This window comes from Achromobacter sp. 2789STDY5608615, from assembly GCF_001298995.1.
GTDB lineage: Bacteria > Pseudomonadota > Gammaproteobacteria > Burkholderiales > Burkholderiaceae_B > Achromobacter > Achromobacter insuavis.
The window spans coordinates 218,727-234,489 of sequence record NZ_CYTY01000001.1 but is presented as its reverse complement, the minus strand read 5'-3'; the positions used below and the strand labels follow the sequence as shown (position 1 = coordinate 234,489).

Annotated in this window: 25 protein-coding genes and 2 pseudogenes; 22 read left to right on the top strand and 5 right to left on the bottom strand. The window is 66.8% G+C overall.

Annotation, left to right across the window (positions count from 1 at the left end):
* Positions 1-196, bottom strand: a pseudogene (locus tag AOZ49_RS33260) (SAM-dependent methyltransferase); the annotation flags it as partial.
* Between the two features lie 151 nt (positions 197-347).
* On the opposite strand from AOZ49_RS33260, the gene AOZ49_RS01195 reads away from it, so the two are divergent.
* Positions 348-548 carry a hypothetical protein gene (locus tag AOZ49_RS01195; protein ID WP_054473981.1) on the top strand — a complete coding sequence of 67 codons (201 nt, stop codon included), beginning with the start codon at positions 348-350 and terminating at the stop codon, positions 546-548.
* Positions 549-552: 4 nt separating this feature from the next.
* On the opposite strand, the gene AOZ49_RS01190 is transcribed toward AOZ49_RS01195, so the two are convergent.
* From AOZ49_RS01190 to AOZ49_RS01180, 3 genes are all read right to left on the bottom strand, one after another.
* Positions 553-2,433: a DNA cytosine methyltransferase gene (locus AOZ49_RS01190; RefSeq protein ID WP_054473980.1), complete on the bottom strand. Its 1,881-nt coding sequence runs from the start codon at positions 2,431-2,433 to the stop codon at positions 553-555.
* 4 nt (positions 2,434-2,437) lie between these two features.
* Entirely contained in the window at positions 2,438-2,668 is a 231-nt protein-coding gene (locus tag AOZ49_RS01185; protein ID WP_054473979.1) for a hypothetical protein, read from the bottom strand.
* 72 nt (positions 2,669-2,740) lie between these two features.
* On the bottom strand, positions 2,741-2,971 hold the full coding sequence (locus AOZ49_RS01180) for a hypothetical protein (protein ID WP_054473978.1): 231 nt from the start codon (positions 2,969-2,971) through the stop codon (positions 2,741-2,743).
* Between the two features lie 83 nt (positions 2,972-3,054).
* Between AOZ49_RS01180 and AOZ49_RS01175 the strand changes: the two genes are divergently transcribed.
* The 19 genes from AOZ49_RS01175 (at position 3,055) to AOZ49_RS01095 (ending at position 14,355) form a co-directional block, all read left to right on the top strand.
* Entirely contained in the window at positions 3,055-3,345 is a 291-nt protein-coding gene (locus tag AOZ49_RS01175) for a hypothetical protein (protein WP_054473977.1), read from the top strand.
* A 222-nt stretch (positions 3,346-3,567) separates the two neighbouring features.
* Entirely contained in the window at positions 3,568-3,846 is a 279-nt protein-coding gene (locus AOZ49_RS01170) for a hypothetical protein (RefSeq protein ID WP_054473976.1), read from the top strand.
* A gap of 74 nt (positions 3,847-3,920) precedes the next feature.
* Positions 3,921-4,670 carry a helix-turn-helix domain-containing protein gene (locus AOZ49_RS32280; RefSeq protein WP_054473975.1) on the top strand — a complete coding sequence of 250 codons (750 nt, stop codon included), beginning with the start codon at positions 3,921-3,923 and terminating at the stop codon, positions 4,668-4,670.
* 89 nt (positions 4,671-4,759) lie between these two features.
* The gene (locus AOZ49_RS32850) at positions 4,760-5,125 is read left to right on the top strand and encodes a hypothetical protein (protein WP_197286679.1); all 366 of its coding nucleotides are present in this window, start codon (positions 4,760-4,762) and stop codon (positions 5,123-5,125) included.
* A 171-nt stretch (positions 5,126-5,296) separates the two neighbouring features.
* Positions 5,297-5,665 (top strand): hypothetical protein, encoded by a 369-nt coding sequence (locus AOZ49_RS01160; RefSeq protein WP_054473974.1) that lies wholly within the window; start codon positions 5,297-5,299, stop codon positions 5,663-5,665.
* 204 nt (positions 5,666-5,869) lie between these two features.
* Positions 5,870-6,265, top strand: coding sequence for a zinc-finger-containing protein (locus AOZ49_RS01155; RefSeq protein ID WP_231690208.1), 396 nt, complete (start codon positions 5,870-5,872; stop codon positions 6,263-6,265).
* The gene (locus AOZ49_RS01150) at positions 6,262-6,468 is read left to right on the top strand and encodes a hypothetical protein (protein WP_054473972.1); all 207 of its coding nucleotides are present in this window, start codon (positions 6,262-6,264) and stop codon (positions 6,466-6,468) included. The genes AOZ49_RS01155 and AOZ49_RS01150 overlap by 4 nt, the downstream gene beginning before the upstream one ends.
* Positions 6,465-6,749, top strand: a complete 285-nt coding sequence (locus AOZ49_RS01145) for a DUF3846 domain-containing protein (protein WP_054473971.1) — start codon at positions 6,465-6,467, stop codon at positions 6,747-6,749. Before AOZ49_RS01150 ends, AOZ49_RS01145 begins: the two co-directional genes overlap by 4 nt.
* Complete coding sequence (locus tag AOZ49_RS01140; protein WP_054473970.1) at positions 6,746-6,934, top strand: hypothetical protein; 189 nt, start codon at positions 6,746-6,748, stop codon at positions 6,932-6,934. Before AOZ49_RS01145 ends, AOZ49_RS01140 begins: the two co-directional genes overlap by 4 nt.
* A 14-nt stretch (positions 6,935-6,948) precedes the next feature.
* A complete protein-coding gene (locus AOZ49_RS01135; protein WP_054473969.1) occupies positions 6,949-7,752 on the top strand; it encodes a RecB family exonuclease in 804 nt (267 codons plus the stop codon).
* 15 nt (positions 7,753-7,767) lie between these two features.
* Positions 7,768-7,989, top strand: coding sequence for a hypothetical protein (locus AOZ49_RS01130; RefSeq protein ID WP_054473968.1), 222 nt, complete (start codon positions 7,768-7,770; stop codon positions 7,987-7,989).
* A 2-nt stretch (positions 7,990-7,991) separates the two neighbouring features.
* Complete coding sequence (locus AOZ49_RS01125) at positions 7,992-9,206, top strand: hypothetical protein (protein ID WP_231690207.1); 1,215 nt, start codon at positions 7,992-7,994, stop codon at positions 9,204-9,206.
* A gap of 15 nt (positions 9,207-9,221) precedes the next feature.
* Entirely contained in the window at positions 9,222-10,382 is a 1,161-nt protein-coding gene (gene rdgC, locus AOZ49_RS33255; RefSeq protein WP_082380261.1) for a recombination-associated protein RdgC, read from the top strand.
* 9 nt (positions 10,383-10,391) lie between these two features.
* Positions 10,392-11,711 carry an AAA family ATPase gene (locus tag AOZ49_RS01115; protein ID WP_231690206.1) on the top strand — a complete coding sequence of 440 codons (1,320 nt, stop codon included), beginning with the start codon at positions 10,392-10,394 and terminating at the stop codon, positions 11,709-11,711.
* Complete coding sequence (locus tag AOZ49_RS33245) at positions 11,632-12,180, top strand: hypothetical protein (protein ID WP_231690205.1); 549 nt, start codon at positions 11,632-11,634, stop codon at positions 12,178-12,180. The genes AOZ49_RS01115 and AOZ49_RS33245 overlap by 80 nt, the downstream gene beginning before the upstream one ends.
* Before the next feature lie 15 nt (positions 12,181-12,195).
* The gene (locus tag AOZ49_RS01110) at positions 12,196-12,810 is read left to right on the top strand and encodes a 3'-5' exonuclease (RefSeq protein ID WP_054473966.1); all 615 of its coding nucleotides are present in this window, start codon (positions 12,196-12,198) and stop codon (positions 12,808-12,810) included.
* A gap of 125 nt (positions 12,811-12,935) precedes the next feature.
* A complete protein-coding gene (locus tag AOZ49_RS01105) occupies positions 12,936-13,301 on the top strand; it encodes a hypothetical protein (protein ID WP_231690204.1) in 366 nt (121 codons plus the stop codon).
* Positions 13,298-13,873: a hypothetical protein gene (locus AOZ49_RS01100; protein WP_054473964.1), complete on the top strand. Its 576-nt coding sequence runs from the start codon at positions 13,298-13,300 to the stop codon at positions 13,871-13,873. Before AOZ49_RS01105 ends, AOZ49_RS01100 begins: the two co-directional genes overlap by 4 nt.
* Complete coding sequence (locus AOZ49_RS01095) at positions 13,873-14,355, top strand: hypothetical protein (protein ID WP_054473963.1); 483 nt, start codon at positions 13,873-13,875, stop codon at positions 14,353-14,355. Before AOZ49_RS01100 ends, AOZ49_RS01095 begins: the two co-directional genes overlap by 1 nt.
* Here the strand turns inward: AOZ49_RS01095 and AOZ49_RS01090 are convergent.
* Positions 14,352-14,558, bottom strand: coding sequence for a hypothetical protein (locus tag AOZ49_RS01090; RefSeq protein ID WP_054473962.1), 207 nt, complete (start codon positions 14,556-14,558; stop codon positions 14,352-14,354). The two genes, AOZ49_RS01095 and AOZ49_RS01090, sit on opposite strands and share 4 nt — an antisense overlap.
* Before the next feature lie 62 nt (positions 14,559-14,620).
* On the opposite strand from AOZ49_RS01090, the gene AOZ49_RS32840 reads away from it, so the two are divergent.
* Positions 14,621-15,553, top strand: coding sequence for a hypothetical protein (locus AOZ49_RS32840; protein WP_054473961.1), 933 nt, complete (start codon positions 14,621-14,623; stop codon positions 15,551-15,553).
* Positions 15,546-15,763, top strand: a pseudogene (locus AOZ49_RS33240) (hypothetical protein); the annotation flags it as partial. The gene AOZ49_RS32840 and the pseudogene AOZ49_RS33240, both read left to right, overlap by 8 nt.

The window sequence follows — 15,763 nt, the reverse complement described above, 5'->3', positions numbered from 1 at the left end:
GCTCTGCCAGTGGCGGATCAATCTCCACTCCAAGCGCCGGCACAGACGCCGGCAATGCGCGTAGAAAAGCGCCCTCGCCGCATGCGGGTTCGATGACCTGGTCCCACAAGCCGAGGCCCGGGTAGAAGCACTCGATCAGCGCCTGAGCAACCCATTCAGGCGTGAAGTACTGACCGAGGGGCTTGCGCTGGGTCATGTTGCCCCCGCCGGCCGATCAACGATGCGACGAGCCGCCTTTCGACAATGCCCAACTCGAAATAAACCGTTACCATGTGCGTCGACCCACTTGGGAAAGGAGACGACTATGTCCAAGAAGAGAATCCCCCCCGGACGAATTCCTGGAAAAGATGTTGGACGTCCTCGAGGCCACCAACCGCAAGTTGAACGGCGAGACGCCCATAATCGAAGGAATCAGTACGGCGACCAATCGCTTCGCCGATTTCGAATGTGACGAACGCGACAAGCCGATGCTTCGAGATGCGTTCCAGACGGTTGGCCAGCAGTACGAGGCCGACCCCCCGTTTTTTCCAGATTGGAAGAACTTGTAAGCGCTCACGCGCACTCCCCACCGCGCACGGCCAATGCCGTGACGATCGGCCGCACCCAGATGGGCGTTGACGACAGCTGGAACGATTCGCCGGCGCGCGACAGCAGGATGGCCCGGCCTATTTCCTCGGCCATGGCCTTCGCGGCCTTGCGCGGCACGGCGTTGCCGATCCGCTCGCGGTGGGCGCTGTCGGAAGTGCCGTCCATCTGGAACACCTCGCCGCGCGCCTCGGCCTCGGCATAGTCGTCGGGGTCGTAGATGCTCTGCAGGGCCGCCAGCTCGAGCGTGGTGAACGGCCGGTGCCAGGTGCCGTCCTCGGCGATGATGCGGCACACCAGCTTATCGTTGGCGGCGGGCAGCACTGGAACATTCCCTGGAACATCGCCGCCAGAATATGTTCCAGCGTTCCACGCGCCCCCGTGCGCCGCCACGTCAGCCGGAACATATCTCGGATCCGCCACGGACCATGATCCGTTGTCGTGGCAGGCCGACGCCGACACGGCGCCGACGTGCTTGCCCCAGGCAGCGACACCGTAGTGCCCCGCGGTTAGGTAATGGTCGCCACGTTCGCGGGCCAGGCCCGGCCGCGGATCCGCGACCGCAAAGGCTCCCTGGCCGGTGGTGCTGCCGGAAATGACAGTCCGACTGGCTCCATCCCACCCGGTGACCGCATATTTGCTGTGCCCCTCCGAGCCGCGCGGATCTGCCACGCACTGCCCGGTGCCATGAGCGCCGGTCACGGCGCGCGCGACGTCGTCATAGCGGACGATGCGGAATTCGTTGCTGTGCTTGGCCGGGCCGTGGTGGCGCGGGTCGGCGACGCTGTAGGCGCCCTGCCCCGGCCCTTGCTGACCCGCGATCGCGCCGGTCGACGCGTCCCAGCGGCGCACGCCGTAGGCCTGGCCGTCCTTCCACGCCGCCGACGGATCGAAACGAGGATCCGCGACCGAGAAGGCGCCCGTGACCGTGCCACAAGGGTCTGACCAGTTGCGCACCCCCATCACGCCGGCGTGCATATCCGGCATCAGCAGGAAGTCCCGCAGGTAGCCGTCCTGCACCGCCAGGCGATTCAAGCTGCGCCAGTCACTGCCGGCTTCGACAAACGCCAGCCGCACCCAGGTTTTCCAGCTCAGGTTCGGGATGCGGTGCATGGGGCCGGCCCGCAGGTCACCCGGCAGGTGCATGCGGCCCAGGATCTCGCCGACGGCGCGCAGCGGCCGCTTCGGCGGTTCGTAGATGAACGCCGGCACCTTCTCAGCGTGGCGCGCGATCAGCAGGAACCGCTTGCGGCTTTGGGCCAGGCCGCCCAGCTCGCCGCAGTCGTGCGCGGTTTCGCGCACCACATAGCCGTAGTGACGCAGCAGCTGGACGATCTGATCAAGGAAGTGGCGCCCGCGCGTGGCGATGCGCGGGACGTTTTCGAACAGGATGACCTCGACCGGGTCGTCCTTCCAGGCCTCCAGGCACAGCCAGATGCCGCGCAGCGTCAGCTCGTTCAGCGCTTGATACTTCGCGGTGAGGCTGCGCGCGTGCGACAGCAAGCCCGAAAAGCCCTTGCACGGCGCCGACAGAAACAGGATGTGCGGCCGCTGGCCGCCGGCGGCGGCGGCGCGAATGTCGGCCGGCATCGCCTCGACCCACCCGGCCGGGGGCTCGTGGCCGTGGAATGCGATGTACTGGTTGCGGCTGAACATGTCCCGCACCGTGCAGCGCACCCCCGTGAATTTCTCGAAGTCTGCCGCACCGGCCGGATCCACGTCGATCCCGCCCAGGCAGACCATTTCACCCTCCAGGCCGGGGATCGACGGCTTGGCGTCCTGCATGCCGGCCGCACCGATCCCCGATCCCGAGAAGACGCCGAAATGGTTGATTCTCGACTTGGCCATGGCGTCATGCCACCGTGCCGGCGCGTGCGCGCACAAAGCCGATCGCGCCGAACGCATGCTGCTCCAGCACCGCGCGGGCGTACTCGGCCTTCGTCTTGCCGCTCATGGTGGCCAGCGCCGCGATCGCGTCATACAGGTCAGCGGTGCAGGGAATGTCCAGCCGCTCAGTGCATTTGCCGCCAGTCGAGGATTCGGAGGGGCGGGATTCCAGGGAATGCAGGGTCGGGTTCGTCATGGGTTACCTATCGGATATTGCTCGGCTGGGCCTGGCGCGCGGCGGCGGGCACAATGCCGGCATGCAGTCAGCTCAAGGGGAACAAAAGGCGCCGATGACCAAGCGCAGGCGGCCGGCGGCGTCGAAAAATCGGATGCAGGTGGCGGTCACGTCGACGGCGCCGGCCAGGTCGAAGCCCAGCACCACGGGCGCGGGCGGCCGCAGGTCCGGCAGGCCAATTGCGAGCGGCGCCGAGGCCAGGCCCAGCAGCAGACGGCGGCGGGATGGCGACGCGGCGACGACCGGCGGCGGCTGCTCAGGCATCGCGCCCTCCCCTCACGGGGTTCCCACGCAACGTAGAATCGGAGGCTCCTACACCGCCCTTTCCTACGTTGGGGGAACTCTCGATGAGCAAGGAAATAATCGTCATGCTTCACCCGGAGACGTTGACGCACCGAATGCTCGCGGCAGCGGCGACGCTGCTTGGCAAAAACCCATTGCAGCTTTATCCGGAAACGACGGACCGGCCTGCAGCGCTGCAGGTGAAGTGCACACAGGTCGGGGCCACGGACTATGGTCTGGTCCGCCTTGTGCTGGGAGAGGACGGCCAATCGCCTGCGGTATCGGTGCGACCGGAATTGCTGATAGCAGTATTCGATTCGGAAGACCGGCTGCCAGCTGGTTTCCTGTCGGACTGAGCGCGCGACTGCGCCGTTCCTCCGCGATCGCCACCTCGACTTGCCGGGTGAGGCGTGCAAACGTGGCCTCGTCATATTGGCGCATCGCACGGATGAATCGGGTGGCGGCGCTAGACATGCTCCACCCCATCGGTTCTGACGGCGCGACCGGCACATTGGGCGCCCGGCCCCAAGCCTCTAAACTGGTTGCTCTCACACAAACCACGAGGCAAGGAACCGAGCATGAAAAGCGAAAAGGAATTCATTCCCGACCCCGCAGCAGCGCAGTACGGAATCTACGAAGCCATGCTCGTAGCATTCCAATCGTTGATCCTGACGCACCACGACGCGGAGAAGCTTGTGGAACGGTTGAAAGTGGAGACCGAGGCCGCTCGTGTGCGAATGCTGAACAGCCAGGCTCGCGACGCAGCGCTCGAGGTGTTCGATTCGACGATGCACGTCCTGATTCCGACGCTGACCCGCGTTCCTCCGCCACAGCGCCCGACGGACGCCGACGAGTAACCGACAAATGTCGCGCGATCAGCGCTACCGCATCGGATGTGCTGGGGAGTTGGGGCGTTGAATCGCGCTTAGACATGTTCGACCCCCTCGGCCACGGCGCTCGCGCCCGCGGCCGCATCGGCGCGGGCCAGAGCGAGACCCTCGGCATGGAACAGACCGGGGAATCCCAGTCGAACACTGGGAGGGATGCCGCGACGCTTCCAGTTGCTGACGCGCTGGACGGCTCCACGGACGCCACCGAGCCCCATCAGCTCGGCAACGGTGGTCGGGCCGCCGAGGCGGTCAATGATGGTCGCATCGGGGTGCAGATCGCTTTCCATAGGGGCTCCACTTTGCCTCAATTAAACACCATGTTTAATTTTAAGGTCAACACGGTGTGTACCCATGGGACGGCCCTGCCCGCGAAAATCAGGGACATGAAAGCTCTGCATGACCAGATGGCCCGACTCTATGAGGCGGCGCGCGAGTCTGGTCGGCTGTCCGGAGACGCCGACCAGACTGAAATGGCGCGCCTGCTGAACGTCGCCCCGCAGAACGTTCACAACTGGGAAAAGCGTGGCCCGTCCAAAGAGGCGCTGCTGGACGCCCAGGCTGCGTTCGGGGTAAATGCGACCTGGGTACTTACGGGGAGCGGCCCCAAGTTCGTGGGAGGCGGTGCGGCGTCAAATGCTGACTGGCCATTTCGCCGGCTGGATGTTCGCCGCCTGCAGAGGCTCGAGCCGGAAGACCGCGCCTATGTTGAGGGCAAGCTTGAAGCGGTGGTCGAGGCCGTAGAAGCACGCATTCAGGCTGAGAAAAGCGGTACAGCAGAGCGAGCCGCATAAGCCGCCGCGCCTGCACCTGGTCTGGTCGAATGGTGTTTTTTTGCCGGGCCTGTGACAGAACGTGTTTTTCCGGACAGGAGGTTGCTGCCTTGAAGTCGCTGCTCATTCAGTGCATCACGGTGCTGTGCGTCGGTGCCACGCCGGCGCTTGCGCAATATCCAGGCGCGACCTACGAAGGTCAGCTCTCAGCCAATCCCTACGCTTCGCCTCAATATCAGCCGCAGATCGCCCCCAGCTACGGCCCTCCCCCGGTCCTCTACGATCAGCAAGGGCAATACCGCGGCAACATGAGTTCCAACCCCTACGATCCGGATAGCATCAACAATCCGTATGGCATCTACGGAAGTCCGTATTCTCCAGATAGCATCAACAACCCCTATGGCGCCGGCAATCCTTACGACCCGGGTAGCGCCACTAACCCTTACGGGCAAGGCTGGAGCGTGTACCGTCAATAGCCCCCGACGGCCCGTCGTTTCCTGGGCCGCCAGAACGCCAGCAACACAGCCGCCTATGCGCGGCATTTTTTTTGCCCGGAAATAAACACCGTGTTGATATTTAAATAAACATCGTGTTTAATCGAGTTGTCGGCCCAGCCTGGGCCATCGACAACCGACACGGAGAAGGGCATGCACGTCCAAGCAGGCACGCCGCAAATCAGCCCGGCGGTGCCCACCGCCAATCAGGCAATCCCTCCCGATTGCGACAGCTACTCGGTGGTCCAAATCACCCCGCGACAGCTTTCCGACGCCGACATCGTCAGCGTTCTCTGCGACCTGTTCGCCGGCCGCGCCGCTACCGCCTTCGGCGAGTCCTTGGATTGGTGGGCGGAAACCTTCCAGTGCGATCTGGCCGCCAAGGCCGCCGGCGGCGTGGTGCTGGCCGCGATCAGCAAATGGCCCTTCGATCAGCGCGCCAGCGCCGAGGGCGTCAAGCAGCTGCAGGCCGAGCTGGTCAAGCGGGCCCGACAGATCCTCGCCCGAGGGGTCCAGCCGTGACCAGCGCCCTGATCCTCGTACCCGTCGCCTTCCTCATGGCGCGCGGGATCGACTTCATCGCGGCCGTCCTGCGCCGCACCGATCCGTGGAGCCCGACCGTATGACGATCCAAGTCCTCGGCGTCGACCCGCGCAGCCGGAGCAAATCCCAGCTGACCGCGCCCGCCCCCCCCTGCCCTACGTCTCCCGCCGCGCGTTGGCGCGCGTGCGCGATCGCATCGAGCCGCCCACGGCGTGCCACTGCTGCGGCGGCGCTGTGCGCCTCGTATCGAACGCAACGATTTACGGCCGCGAGTACGGCCCCTGGCCGTTCGCCTACCGCTGCGCAGACTGCGGCGCCTACGTAGGTCTGCACCCTGACACCGACCTGCCGCTGGGCATCATGGCCAGCAAGCCGACCGTCCAGGCCCGCAAAGCGGCAAAAAACACGTTCCTGGCCCTGGTCCAGGAGCGCTACGCCGGCAAGCAGAGCGCGGCCTACGCATGGCTCGCGCGCGCCCTGGGCATCTCTCCGACCATCTGTCATTTCGGCATGTTCACGCAGGACCAGGCCGAACGCGCCGGCGAAGTCTGCCGCCTCGCACGCGAGGCCCGAGCATGACCGCCGCCACCCTCTGGATCCTCTTCGCGTTCCTGCCGGCCGGCTACGACCGCCCGCCCGTCATGCGCATCGAGCGGTTCGAGACCGCTGCGGAATGCGAGCGCGTCCGCGCGATCTTCCCGCCGTCGACCACCGCGTTCTCCTGCTTGCCCAGTCGCCAGATCTGCGCCGGGCAGCCCCTCCCTTTGGAGCGTCGCCAATGAAGCCCACCCGCAAGCTGGTGCGCGCCGACGGCACGGACACCGAATTGCACGGCCCGCACGCGCTCATCGACGTCCGCCAGTTGATCGGCGCCGATGACCTCGAGATTGTCAGCCTGGGCCAGCGCCAGCACGCCATGCTGGTCGACCAGTCCGCCGCGGCCAAGGGCCTGCCGGTCAATGCCGCAGCGACGCACCTGTACCAGGCGTCCCGCGGCGAACCTCGCCCGATCCACGGCGACGTCGTGATCGTGCCCGACACCGACTATGCGAGGGAAGCATGATCCGCCGCCTTCGTATCGTTTGGCGCCGCGCGCGCCGCACCGGCCGCGACCTGGACGCAGCAGCCTACGCGGCCGGCATCGTCGGCGGCGTGATCTTCCTGGCCGCGATGACGGGCGTGCTGGGCCCGACGCTCGACACCCAGCGCCACCACCAGGCCGGCGCCGAGCGGCATGCCGCCCGCTGATCGGAGCTGCTGACATGGAACCCAAGATTTTCACCGTCCGCGCCTCCAGCTGGGGCCGCCTGTTCGACTGCGCGCACGCCTGGGAGGCGACACACATCCTGGGCATGAAGAAGCCCGCCGGAATGCGCGCGCTGCTGGGCACCGCCGTGCACGCCGGCACCGCCGCTTTCGATCGCGCCCGCCTGGAGGGCGTGACCTGCACGCCCGACGACGCCGCCGGCGTCCTGGTCGACGAGCTGCGCAACCCCGCCCAGGAGGTCGACATGGGGCAAGACGGTCTGTCGATCGACGAGGCCGAGCGCATCGCCCTGGTGGTGCTGGTCAAGTACTGCGCCGAAATCGCGCCCCGCTTCGAGTACATCGACGTCGAGACGACGCTGGACCCGCTCAATATCGACTGCGGCAACGGCATGACCGTGCGCCTCACCGGCACCATGGACCGCGCCCGCGTGGCCGCGACCGAGGGCGGCATCGTGGTGCCTGACGTCAAAACCGGCACGCGCGTTCTGGTCGATGGCAAGGCGGTGACCCAGGGCCGCGCCGCGCAGACCGGCACCTACCAGCTCATGTACGAGGCCACCAAGAAGGTCACGACGGTGGGCTCGCAAATCATCGCTCTGTCCACCAGCAGCCGGCCGGCCGTCGCGGTAAGCCCCATTTTCGATGCTCGCCGCGTGATGGTGGGCGAGCCGGACAAGCCCGGCCTGCTCGAGCACGCCGCCGCGATGTTCCGCACCGGCCTTTTCCCTCCCAACCCTTCCAGCGTCCTGTGCAGCCCCAAGTACTGCGCGCGCTGGTCGTCCTGCCTTTTCCGATAACCAGAGGAGCCCCGCATGTCCCTTCACCCCGCCAGCCGCGACGTGTTCGTCCGGCGCACCGATCAGGCCGGCAAGTCGGTCGTGACTCAGCACCTGGCCTGGGATCCCGCCCAGTTCCTGGTCAGCCAGGTCGCCCAGTACTTCCGCGACGCCAAGCCCGAGGAGCGCCAGACCGTCGCGCTCGCCACCGCCGCGGAGTACCGCGACTACCGCAACAGCCACAAGCAAGGACGTTGATTATGAGCCAGACCACCACCGTTCAGAGCCTGCGCACCGCCCCCGAAGCTCAGATGCCTGTCGTCGCACCCGGATTCGGCAGCCTGCAGAGCTTCGAGCTGATGCAGCGCGCGGCCAATCTCCTGGCCAGCAGCACCCTGGTGCCGGCCCAATACCGCAAGGTCATCGAGAAGCTGGACAAGTACGGCAACGTCAAGGAATCGCGCGAGAACCCCAACGCCCTGGCCAATGCCGTTGTGGCGCTGAACATGGCGCAGCGCATGGGCGCCGACCCTCTCATGGTCATGCAGAATCTGTACATCGTCGAAGGCCGGCCGTCCTGGTCCGCACAGTGGATCATCGCGGCTGTCAACGGCTGCGGACGGTTCTCCCCGCTGCGATTCGACATAAAAGTCCTTGGGCCCAAGTCTATCGACTACAAGTCGACGTACTGGGAAGCCGGAGAACGCCGCAGCAAGGTCGAGAAGGTCGAAATCGTCGACAAGGTGTGCGTCGCTTGGGCGATCGAGAAGGAAACAGGCGAGCGCCTGGAATCGCCCGCCGTGTCTATCGAAATGGCGGTGCGCGAAGGCTGGTACTCCAAGACCGGCAGCAAGTGGCAGACCATGGACGAGGTCATGCTCCGCTACCGCACCGCCAGCTTCTTCGGCAAGCTCTATGCGCCCGAACTACTGATGGGCCTGCAGACGGTCGAAGAAGCCCAGGACATCATCGAGGCAACAGCCGGCCCGGATGGCACGATCAGCGTGAACGTGGACGAACTGCGCGCCAATGCGGCAGCGGCGCAGCGCCAGCCGCCGGCCGCGCCCGCCGACGTCACCGATGTGGAAAGCCGGGACACGCAACAGGCTGCGCAAGACGACGCCGCCCCCGCGCCGGCGCAGGCCGAGGCCAGCGATCCGGCGCAGGAGGTGTCCGCCCCCACCACCACGAGGAACGCCGGCACCAATACCGCACGTCAGGGCGACCAGGCCGAGCTACCCGGCGCCGGCGCTGCAGACGAGGAAATCCTGGACCCGGCCAAGGTGGAAGCGCAGTTGCGTGCCGCCAAGACCGTCGACGTCCTGGACGTCGCTGCCGACTTCCTGCCCAGCATCGCCGACGACGACGAACGCCACCGCCTGACGCGCCTGTACCAGCAGTTGCGCACTTCGATGACGGCCGCAGCCCAGCGCGGCGGCAGCGCGCGGCGCCGCAACGTCCAGGCGCCCGAGTAAGGCCAGGGGACCGATATGGTTTTCTTCCGCAACCTTTCGGTCTACAGCCTGCCCGCCGGGTGGGCTGTATCCCTGCCCCAGCTGCTTGCCATGCTGGAGCGCCAGCAGTTCGCACCCACCACCGACCTGCAGGCCGAGTCCACCGGCTGGGCGCCGGTCCACGAAGGATACGCGCTTGCCCACGAAGTTCAGGGGCACCTGCTGCTGCGCCAGCGCACCGAGTCGCGCGTGATGCCCGCCAAGGCGATCGACCTGCAGGTGCAGGAAGCCGCGGCGAAGGTCGAGCAGGCGCAGGGCTTCAAGCCCGGAAAAAAGCAGCGCAAGGAGATCCGCGAGCAGGTCATCGACCAGATGCTGCCCGCGGCCTTCCGCCAGCAGGATGACGTGCTTATCTGGATCGACACCTACGCCGGACGCCTGGGGATCGACAGCGCCTCGAGCGGTCCGCGCGACGCCGCGGTCGGCCTGCTGTGCCAAACCATCGACAATTTCGCGCTCGAACGTCTGTCTGTTCGCACGGCCGCGGCCGGCGCGATGACTGCCTGGCTGGCCGATGATGAAGCGCCCGACGGGTTCACCATCGACACGCTGGCAGACCTGCGCGCGGCGGGCGAAGGCGCTGGCGCTGTGCAGTACGTCAACCGGCCACTGGACCCCGAGGAGGTCCGCCACCACATCGAGAGCGGCATGCAGTGCACGCGCCTGGCCCTGACCTGGCAGGACCGCATCTCGTTCGTGCTGGACGACGAGCTGGTGCTGAAACGCATCGTGCCCGCCGACGTCGTGCAGATGGATGTCGAACGCACCGCCAAGACCGAAGCGGAGGAATTCGAGGCTGATTTCTTCCTGATGGCGACCACGTTGCGCGGCTTGGTGGTCGACCTGGTCGACGCGCTGGGCGGCGAATTCGTCGACGACCGCCAAGCGGACATGTTCCGCACCAGCACGGGCCCCGCCCTTCTCGCGGACGCCCCCGACGACGACGGCGCCGACCCGCTGCTGGCCGAAGCCCGCCGCGTGGTGATCGAGAACCGCCGCGCATCCATTTCCCTTGTTCAGCGCCATCTGCGCATTGGCTACAACCGCGCCGCGTCGCTTCTCGATGCCCTCGAGGAGCGCGGCGTGGTGACGGCCATGCGGCCCGATGGTGGCCGTGAACTGCTTGCCATTTCCTGAGGAGCAACCATGCGAATCAACCGTATCACCGTCGAAAACTTCCAGGGCGCCCGCGCCGTGGACCTGCAGTTGCCCACGCCGCTCGCGCTGGTGTCGGGCCTGAACGGCGCCGGCAAGTCGACCGTCGCCGAAGCCGTCCGCCTAGCGCTGCAGGGCACGCCGGAGCGGGTCGGTCTGAAAAAAGAGTACGACATGCTGGTCAGCGATGGCGCGAAGCTGGGCGCTGTCACGGTCGAGCTGGACGCGGGCCCGGTGTCCATGACCCTGCCCAAGGGCGTGGCCGACGGCCAGGAGCTGGTGCCGACAAGCCCCGCCCTGCCCTTCGTCCTGGCCCCTGAGCGCTTCGCCCTGGCCGAGACGAACGACCGCCGCAGCCTGCTGTTCACGCTGACCGGCGCGAAGATCCGCCCCGACGACATCGCCGCCCGCCTGCTCACCCGGAACTGCAGCGCCGAGCTGGTGACGCAGATCAAGCCTATCCTCCGTACCGGCTTTGCCGCGGGCTCGAAGTACGCGAAGGACCAGGCCACCCAAGCCAAAGGCGCCTGGCGCACCGTCACCGGCGAAGTCTACGGCGACGTCAAGGCCAAGGACTGGGCCGCCGATGAGCCCGCCTTCGACCGCGCGGCCCTCGAGAGTGCCGGCGCAGAGCTGGCCGGCCTGGACGAACGCATCGAGGCGACGGCGCAGTCCTTGGGCAAGCTGGTGCAGAAGGCCGAGGCCTACGCGGCGGCGCGCGATCAGATGGCCGCGCGCCAGGCCAAGGCGGCGCGCCTGCCCGAGCTGACCCGCAAGCTGGAATTCGACCTCGCCGAGCATGGCAAGGCAGTTGCCCACGTCGAAACGCTCCAGCTGCGCGCTGGCGCCGGCCCGCGGGTGGGTCTGATGCACGATCTGGCGATCTGCCTGGACGACGTCTACAACTGCGAGCAGGTGAACCTGGTGCTGCCCGGGCCGCTCGACATGCGGATCCTCGAGGTGCTGGAGGTCTACGAAGCCCAGTACGGGAAGCTGGACGCCCCCCCCCGGCGACGCCGACGCCGCGGCGGCGCTGCCCAAGGCCATCGACGCCCGCGAACTGATGGCGCGCAGCGTCGAGAACGACCGCCGCGATATCGCCGCCGCGCAAGAAGCCGCGGCGAGCTTGGAAGCCGTGAACGCTCCGGAGGCGATCGACACTGCCGACGTCGACGCCGTGCGCGCGCAGCTCAACGCCATCAAGGAGCAGCGCAAGGAAGTCCACGAGCGCGTGCAGACGCTGCTGAACGCCAAGCAGGCCGCCGACAGCGCGAAACAGCGCACTTCCAACGCGGCGCAGTACCACGGTGAGGTGCTGGCCTGGGCCAAGATCGGCGACGCGCTGGCGCCCGACGGCATCCCGGGCGAAATCCTGGCCGAAGCCCTGCAACCGATGAACGATCGCCTCGCCCGCCTGACCGAGCTGGCCAACTGGCCGGCGGTCGCCATCGCCGGGGACATGGCCATCACCTACGGCGGCCGCGCCTATCGCCTGCTGTCCGAGTCCGAGCGCTGGCGCACGGACGCCCTGATCGGGCTCGCGCTGGCCACCCAGTCCGGGCTGCGCTGCGTGCTGCTGGACCGCTTCGATTGCCTGGACCAGCCCGGCCGCGGCGACCTGCTGGGGTTGCTCGACACCCTGGCCGCCGACGGCGAGCTCGACACCGCCCTGGTGCTGGGCACCCTGAAATCTGCCCCGCCCGCTCCCACCGACCTTTTCACCAGCCACTGGATCGACCACGGCACCAACGCCCAGCCCGCGCTGCGCGCCGCCGCCTGACACGAGGACACCGACATGCAAAACCTGGCACTTTTCTACGACACCGAAACCACCGGCCTGCCGCTGTTCAAGGATCCGTCTGAACACCCCGGCCAGCCCCACATTGTGCAGCTGGCCGCGGCGCTGGTCGACCTGGACTCGCGCGAGACGGTCGCCAGCCTGGATCTGATCGTCCGGCCGGACGGCTGGAGCATTCCCGACGAGGTCACCGAGGTTCACGGCATCACCACCGAGTACGCCACGGCGGTGGGCGTGCCCGAGACGCTGGCCCTGTCGCTGTTCCTGGAAATGTGGGCCGGGCGCAGGCGCATCGCGCACAACGAGCCCTTCGACGCCCGGATCATCCGCATCGCGCAGCACCGCGCCGGCGAGCTGGAACACGACCTGCAACGCTGGAAGGCCGGCACCGCCGAGTGCACTGCGCGCCTGGCCACGCCCATCCTGAAACTGCCGCCCACCGCCAAGATGGTGGCCGCCAACCGCCACCACCACAAGACGGCCAACCTGAGCGAGGCGGTGCTGTTCTTCACTGGCAAGCCGCTGGAGAACGCGCACAGCGCCCTGGCGGACGTGCGCGGCTGCATGGATGTCTACTTCGCCATCCAGGACCTGCAGCGGGAGGCCGCGTAATCATGCATCCCTACATGAACCGCCACGACCGGCGCCAGGCACGGCGCACCGAAGGGCGCCGGCCTCGAACGGGCCGCATACCGCGCCCGGTGGACTTCCCGATGATTATGGGCTCGGAAATCGTGATGCGCCCCCTGGAGCAGCTATTCGACGAGCTGGACCGCACCGGCAAGGTGTCGGTCAACGCCAAGGGCTACCCGGCCTTCGTGGCCTGCGACGGCCACAAGTACGAGGCCGCGCCCGCGATCGAAGGACTGATCTGGCACTTCGAGATGTGGAGCATCCGCCACGCCAAGGAACTGCCCCTGCAGCCCCTGCGCGATCTGCACATCGCGCTGCACTACCTGGTGCCGATCCAGGAACGCACCATCGAAGGCCTGCGGCAAGCACTGCCGATACTGCGTCGCGTGATCGCGTATGGCCAGCGCGACGACCAGGGCGACCTGTTCCACCAAACGTGCATCAAGATCGCCATGGAGGCGCAGGCATGAGCAAGATCGAAAACACCTGGCGTCTGGCCCCGGTGGCCGCTGCACAGCACGAGCTGGCCGAGGTTCGCGCCGCCCTCGGCTTTCTTCCCCAAGGCTATACCGCCATGGCTGGCCTGGCGCGCCTTGCCGACCTGCTGGCGGCCGCAGGGCCTTCATCGACCTCGCCTGCAGTCAGCACCGAACAGGATGAGCCGATCACCGTTACCGTGGACCATGATCCGCGCGGAGTCAGCGTTGGCGTGTGGCAGGGATCGCACTGCATCTACAGCGGCGCGCATCCGCTGCCCGTCCCGCCTGGCGTATCCACGGTGGAGGATGCTCCCGCTGCTGGCGATGCGCGGGGCGCCGTAACTCTTGTCACTCGCCAAGGCCGGGGCCAGGAACTGTTCACCTACACCTCCCAGCCGTGTGACAGCGTAATCGCATGGCGGATTGGCGAGGCTTGCAGCAAAGCTAGCCAGGCCTCTGCTGGCGACTACATCGACCGAGCCCTGAGTCTTTTGAAAGAACTACAGCGGAAGGGCTACGGCATCGCCGACATTTCCGCCGCCCAGCGGCAGGGGGATGCCTGATGGCCCTGCCCTACAGCACCGCGACCAGCGGCGAGAAGGCGCTGGGCGAGATCCAGAAGCTGCTGCGCGCCTTCGGCTGCAGCAAGTTCGGCAGCATGGTGGACGACGGCGCCGGCGAACTGCTGGTGCAGTTCGAATACCGTGGCCGCCAGGTGTCCGTGAAGGCGTCGACGAAGGGATACGCCGCGGCCTGGCTCAAGGAAAATCCGTGGAGCAACCGCCGGACCGGCACGCGGGCCCAGTACGAGAAAAAGGCCATGGATGTGGCGAGCGTCGCCGTCTATTCGATCCTGCGCGACTGGATCAAAGGCCAGATCATGGCCATCGAGACGGGCATCCTGTCATTCGAAGGCGCGTTTCTCGGTCAGATCATGCTGCCCACCGGACGCACGGTGCTTGAGCATGCAACGGCTGCCGATCTCCTGCCGGCCCCGGACGCCACCCAGCAGAGCGACCAGGGCGCAGGGACGCCGCGATGCTAGCCGCCGAAGTAATCCTCGGCGACCGCCTTAGCCGCCTCGACAGCGGCTGCCACATCAGTAAAAAGCCCTCGCACTTCGATGGGCGGAAGCATGCCGGAGACGAGACGCACACTGATTCCATTCGGTCCCGCCAGCCCTTCAATCTCGTACTGCTTGGCGCCGCTACCGCCGCGACCCAATACCTGCCAACTCGGGGGGTGCATCGTCTTCTCCTGACCATGGTGAATGCCGCGACATCGTACCCCACACCTCTTGGAGTGTCAGCATGACCAGCCGCACAGAAGCCGCCAAGGCGGCAGAGCATCAAACCGTGCTGTCGTTCGATGAGCGCGAGCGCATCTTGTGCCAGTTCATCAGCGAGCCGATCAACCATGACCGGGAAATGGCTATCGCCATCGAAGCCGCCACCCAGGAAAGGCTGCTCGCCCCTCTCGAAGATTACGAGCGGGTCTTGGCCGATCATCGCCGCCTGGTGGGCGAACTGGATGTGCTGCTCAACGGCGACGGCGCTGCACCGCAAGCCAGCCTGTGTGACATCGTTGCGCAGGTTCGACGCGCCGGAATCAAGGCAAGCGCCCCTGTAGCTGGGGAGCGGTGCAAGCGGTGCGGCGGCCCCGGCTGGTACACAAGCCACACGACCGGCTACCCGGAGTCGATTCCGTGCAGCGCCTGCAACCCGCAAGGGTTTTCGGTTGAGCGGCTGGAAATAGACCCGTTCTTAGCTGCGCAGCTTTGGCGCAAGCCTGTGGACTTCGCGGACGCCTACAAGGGTGCCCGCGAGGATCTGGCGATTTGGAAGCGCCGGGCACTGGAAGCCGAGCGAGACCTGCGCGCCGAGCGGGAAACGTCGTCCCGCCTTGTCGCTACCCTGAATGCCGAGAACGGCGCGACGCACATGGGCGAACCCGCGCCCCAAGCCAGCGCCGATGACGTGCGCAGTGCGGCGCTGGAGGAAGCTGCGAAGCTGATGGACCAGACGCTCCGCAGCAGCGGGGCCGCCCTCATCCGCGGCCTCAAGCGGCCCAGGGCGGACGAGGACGCCGCCTGCCTGCATCCCCGCGCTTACCGCGCCGTTGATCGCAATGGCTATGCCTGCCCGGACTGCGGCGTTTTCGTCAGCAAGGTCGATATCTACCGCAGCCGAGCGGAGCGCAGATCCTCTGCCACCAAGACCGGACAAGGAGAGCGGGATGCGTGAGCGCCCTATCCCCTTCAACGGCCCCATGGTGCAGGCCGTGCTGGCCGGGACCAAGACGATGACGCGGCGGCAGGTCCGCGACACGGGCTTGTATGCGATCGACGCCAGTATCCATGGTGGGACAACCGCGGCGCGCGAGTTGGCCAGCCTTGCAACGCAATGCCCTTACGGCCGGCCCGGCGACCGTCTATGGGTACGCGAGCCCTGGCG

What these genes read in the sequence shown, in the direction of transcription:
- AOZ49_RS01195 (WP_054473981.1), top strand. Translation starts at nt 348, where the DNA reads ATGTTGGACGTCCTCGAGGCCACCAACCGCAAGTTGAACGGCGAGACG.
- AOZ49_RS01190 (WP_054473980.1), bottom strand. Translation starts at nt 2,433, where the DNA reads ATGGCCAAGTCGAGAATCAACCATTTCGGCGTCTTCTCGGGATCGGGG.
- AOZ49_RS01185 (WP_054473979.1), bottom strand. Translation starts at nt 2,668, where the DNA reads ATGACGAACCCGACCCTGCATTCCCTGGAATCCCGCCCCTCCGAATCC.
- AOZ49_RS01180 (WP_054473978.1), bottom strand. Translation starts at nt 2,971, where the DNA reads ATGCCTGAGCAGCCGCCGCCGGTCGTCGCCGCGTCGCCATCCCGCCGC.
- AOZ49_RS01175 (WP_054473977.1), top strand. Translation starts at nt 3,055, where the DNA reads ATGAGCAAGGAAATAATCGTCATGCTTCACCCGGAGACGTTGACGCAC.
- AOZ49_RS01170 (WP_054473976.1), top strand. Translation starts at nt 3,568, where the DNA reads ATGAAAAGCGAAAAGGAATTCATTCCCGACCCCGCAGCAGCGCAGTAC.
- AOZ49_RS32280 (WP_054473975.1), top strand. Translation starts at nt 3,921, where the DNA reads ATGTTCGACCCCCTCGGCCACGGCGCTCGCGCCCGCGGCCGCATCGGC.
- AOZ49_RS01160 (WP_054473974.1), top strand. Translation starts at nt 5,297, where the DNA reads ATGCACGTCCAAGCAGGCACGCCGCAAATCAGCCCGGCGGTGCCCACC.
- AOZ49_RS01150 (WP_054473972.1), top strand. Translation starts at nt 6,262, where the DNA reads ATGACCGCCGCCACCCTCTGGATCCTCTTCGCGTTCCTGCCGGCCGGC.
- AOZ49_RS01145 (WP_054473971.1), top strand. Translation starts at nt 6,465, where the DNA reads ATGAAGCCCACCCGCAAGCTGGTGCGCGCCGACGGCACGGACACCGAA.
- AOZ49_RS01140 (WP_054473970.1), top strand. Translation starts at nt 6,746, where the DNA reads ATGATCCGCCGCCTTCGTATCGTTTGGCGCCGCGCGCGCCGCACCGGC.
- AOZ49_RS01135 (WP_054473969.1), top strand. Translation starts at nt 6,949, where the DNA reads ATGGAACCCAAGATTTTCACCGTCCGCGCCTCCAGCTGGGGCCGCCTG.
- AOZ49_RS01130 (WP_054473968.1), top strand. Translation starts at nt 7,768, where the DNA reads ATGTCCCTTCACCCCGCCAGCCGCGACGTGTTCGTCCGGCGCACCGAT.
- AOZ49_RS01125 (WP_231690207.1), top strand. Translation starts at nt 7,992, where the DNA reads ATGAGCCAGACCACCACCGTTCAGAGCCTGCGCACCGCCCCCGAAGCT.
- rdgC (WP_082380261.1), top strand. Translation starts at nt 9,222, where the DNA reads ATGGTTTTCTTCCGCAACCTTTCGGTCTACAGCCTGCCCGCCGGGTGG.
- AOZ49_RS01115 (WP_231690206.1), top strand. Translation starts at nt 10,392, where the DNA reads ATGCGAATCAACCGTATCACCGTCGAAAACTTCCAGGGCGCCCGCGCC.
- AOZ49_RS01110 (WP_054473966.1), top strand. Translation starts at nt 12,196, where the DNA reads ATGCAAAACCTGGCACTTTTCTACGACACCGAAACCACCGGCCTGCCG.
- AOZ49_RS01105 (WP_231690204.1), top strand. Translation starts at nt 12,936, where the DNA reads ATGCGCCCCCTGGAGCAGCTATTCGACGAGCTGGACCGCACCGGCAAG.
- AOZ49_RS01100 (WP_054473964.1), top strand. Translation starts at nt 13,298, where the DNA reads ATGAGCAAGATCGAAAACACCTGGCGTCTGGCCCCGGTGGCCGCTGCA.
- AOZ49_RS01095 (WP_054473963.1), top strand. Translation starts at nt 13,873, where the DNA reads ATGGCCCTGCCCTACAGCACCGCGACCAGCGGCGAGAAGGCGCTGGGC.
- AOZ49_RS01090 (WP_054473962.1), bottom strand. Translation starts at nt 14,558, where the DNA reads ATGCACCCCCCGAGTTGGCAGGTATTGGGTCGCGGCGGTAGCGGCGCC.
- AOZ49_RS32840 (WP_054473961.1), top strand. Translation starts at nt 14,621, where the DNA reads ATGACCAGCCGCACAGAAGCCGCCAAGGCGGCAGAGCATCAAACCGTG.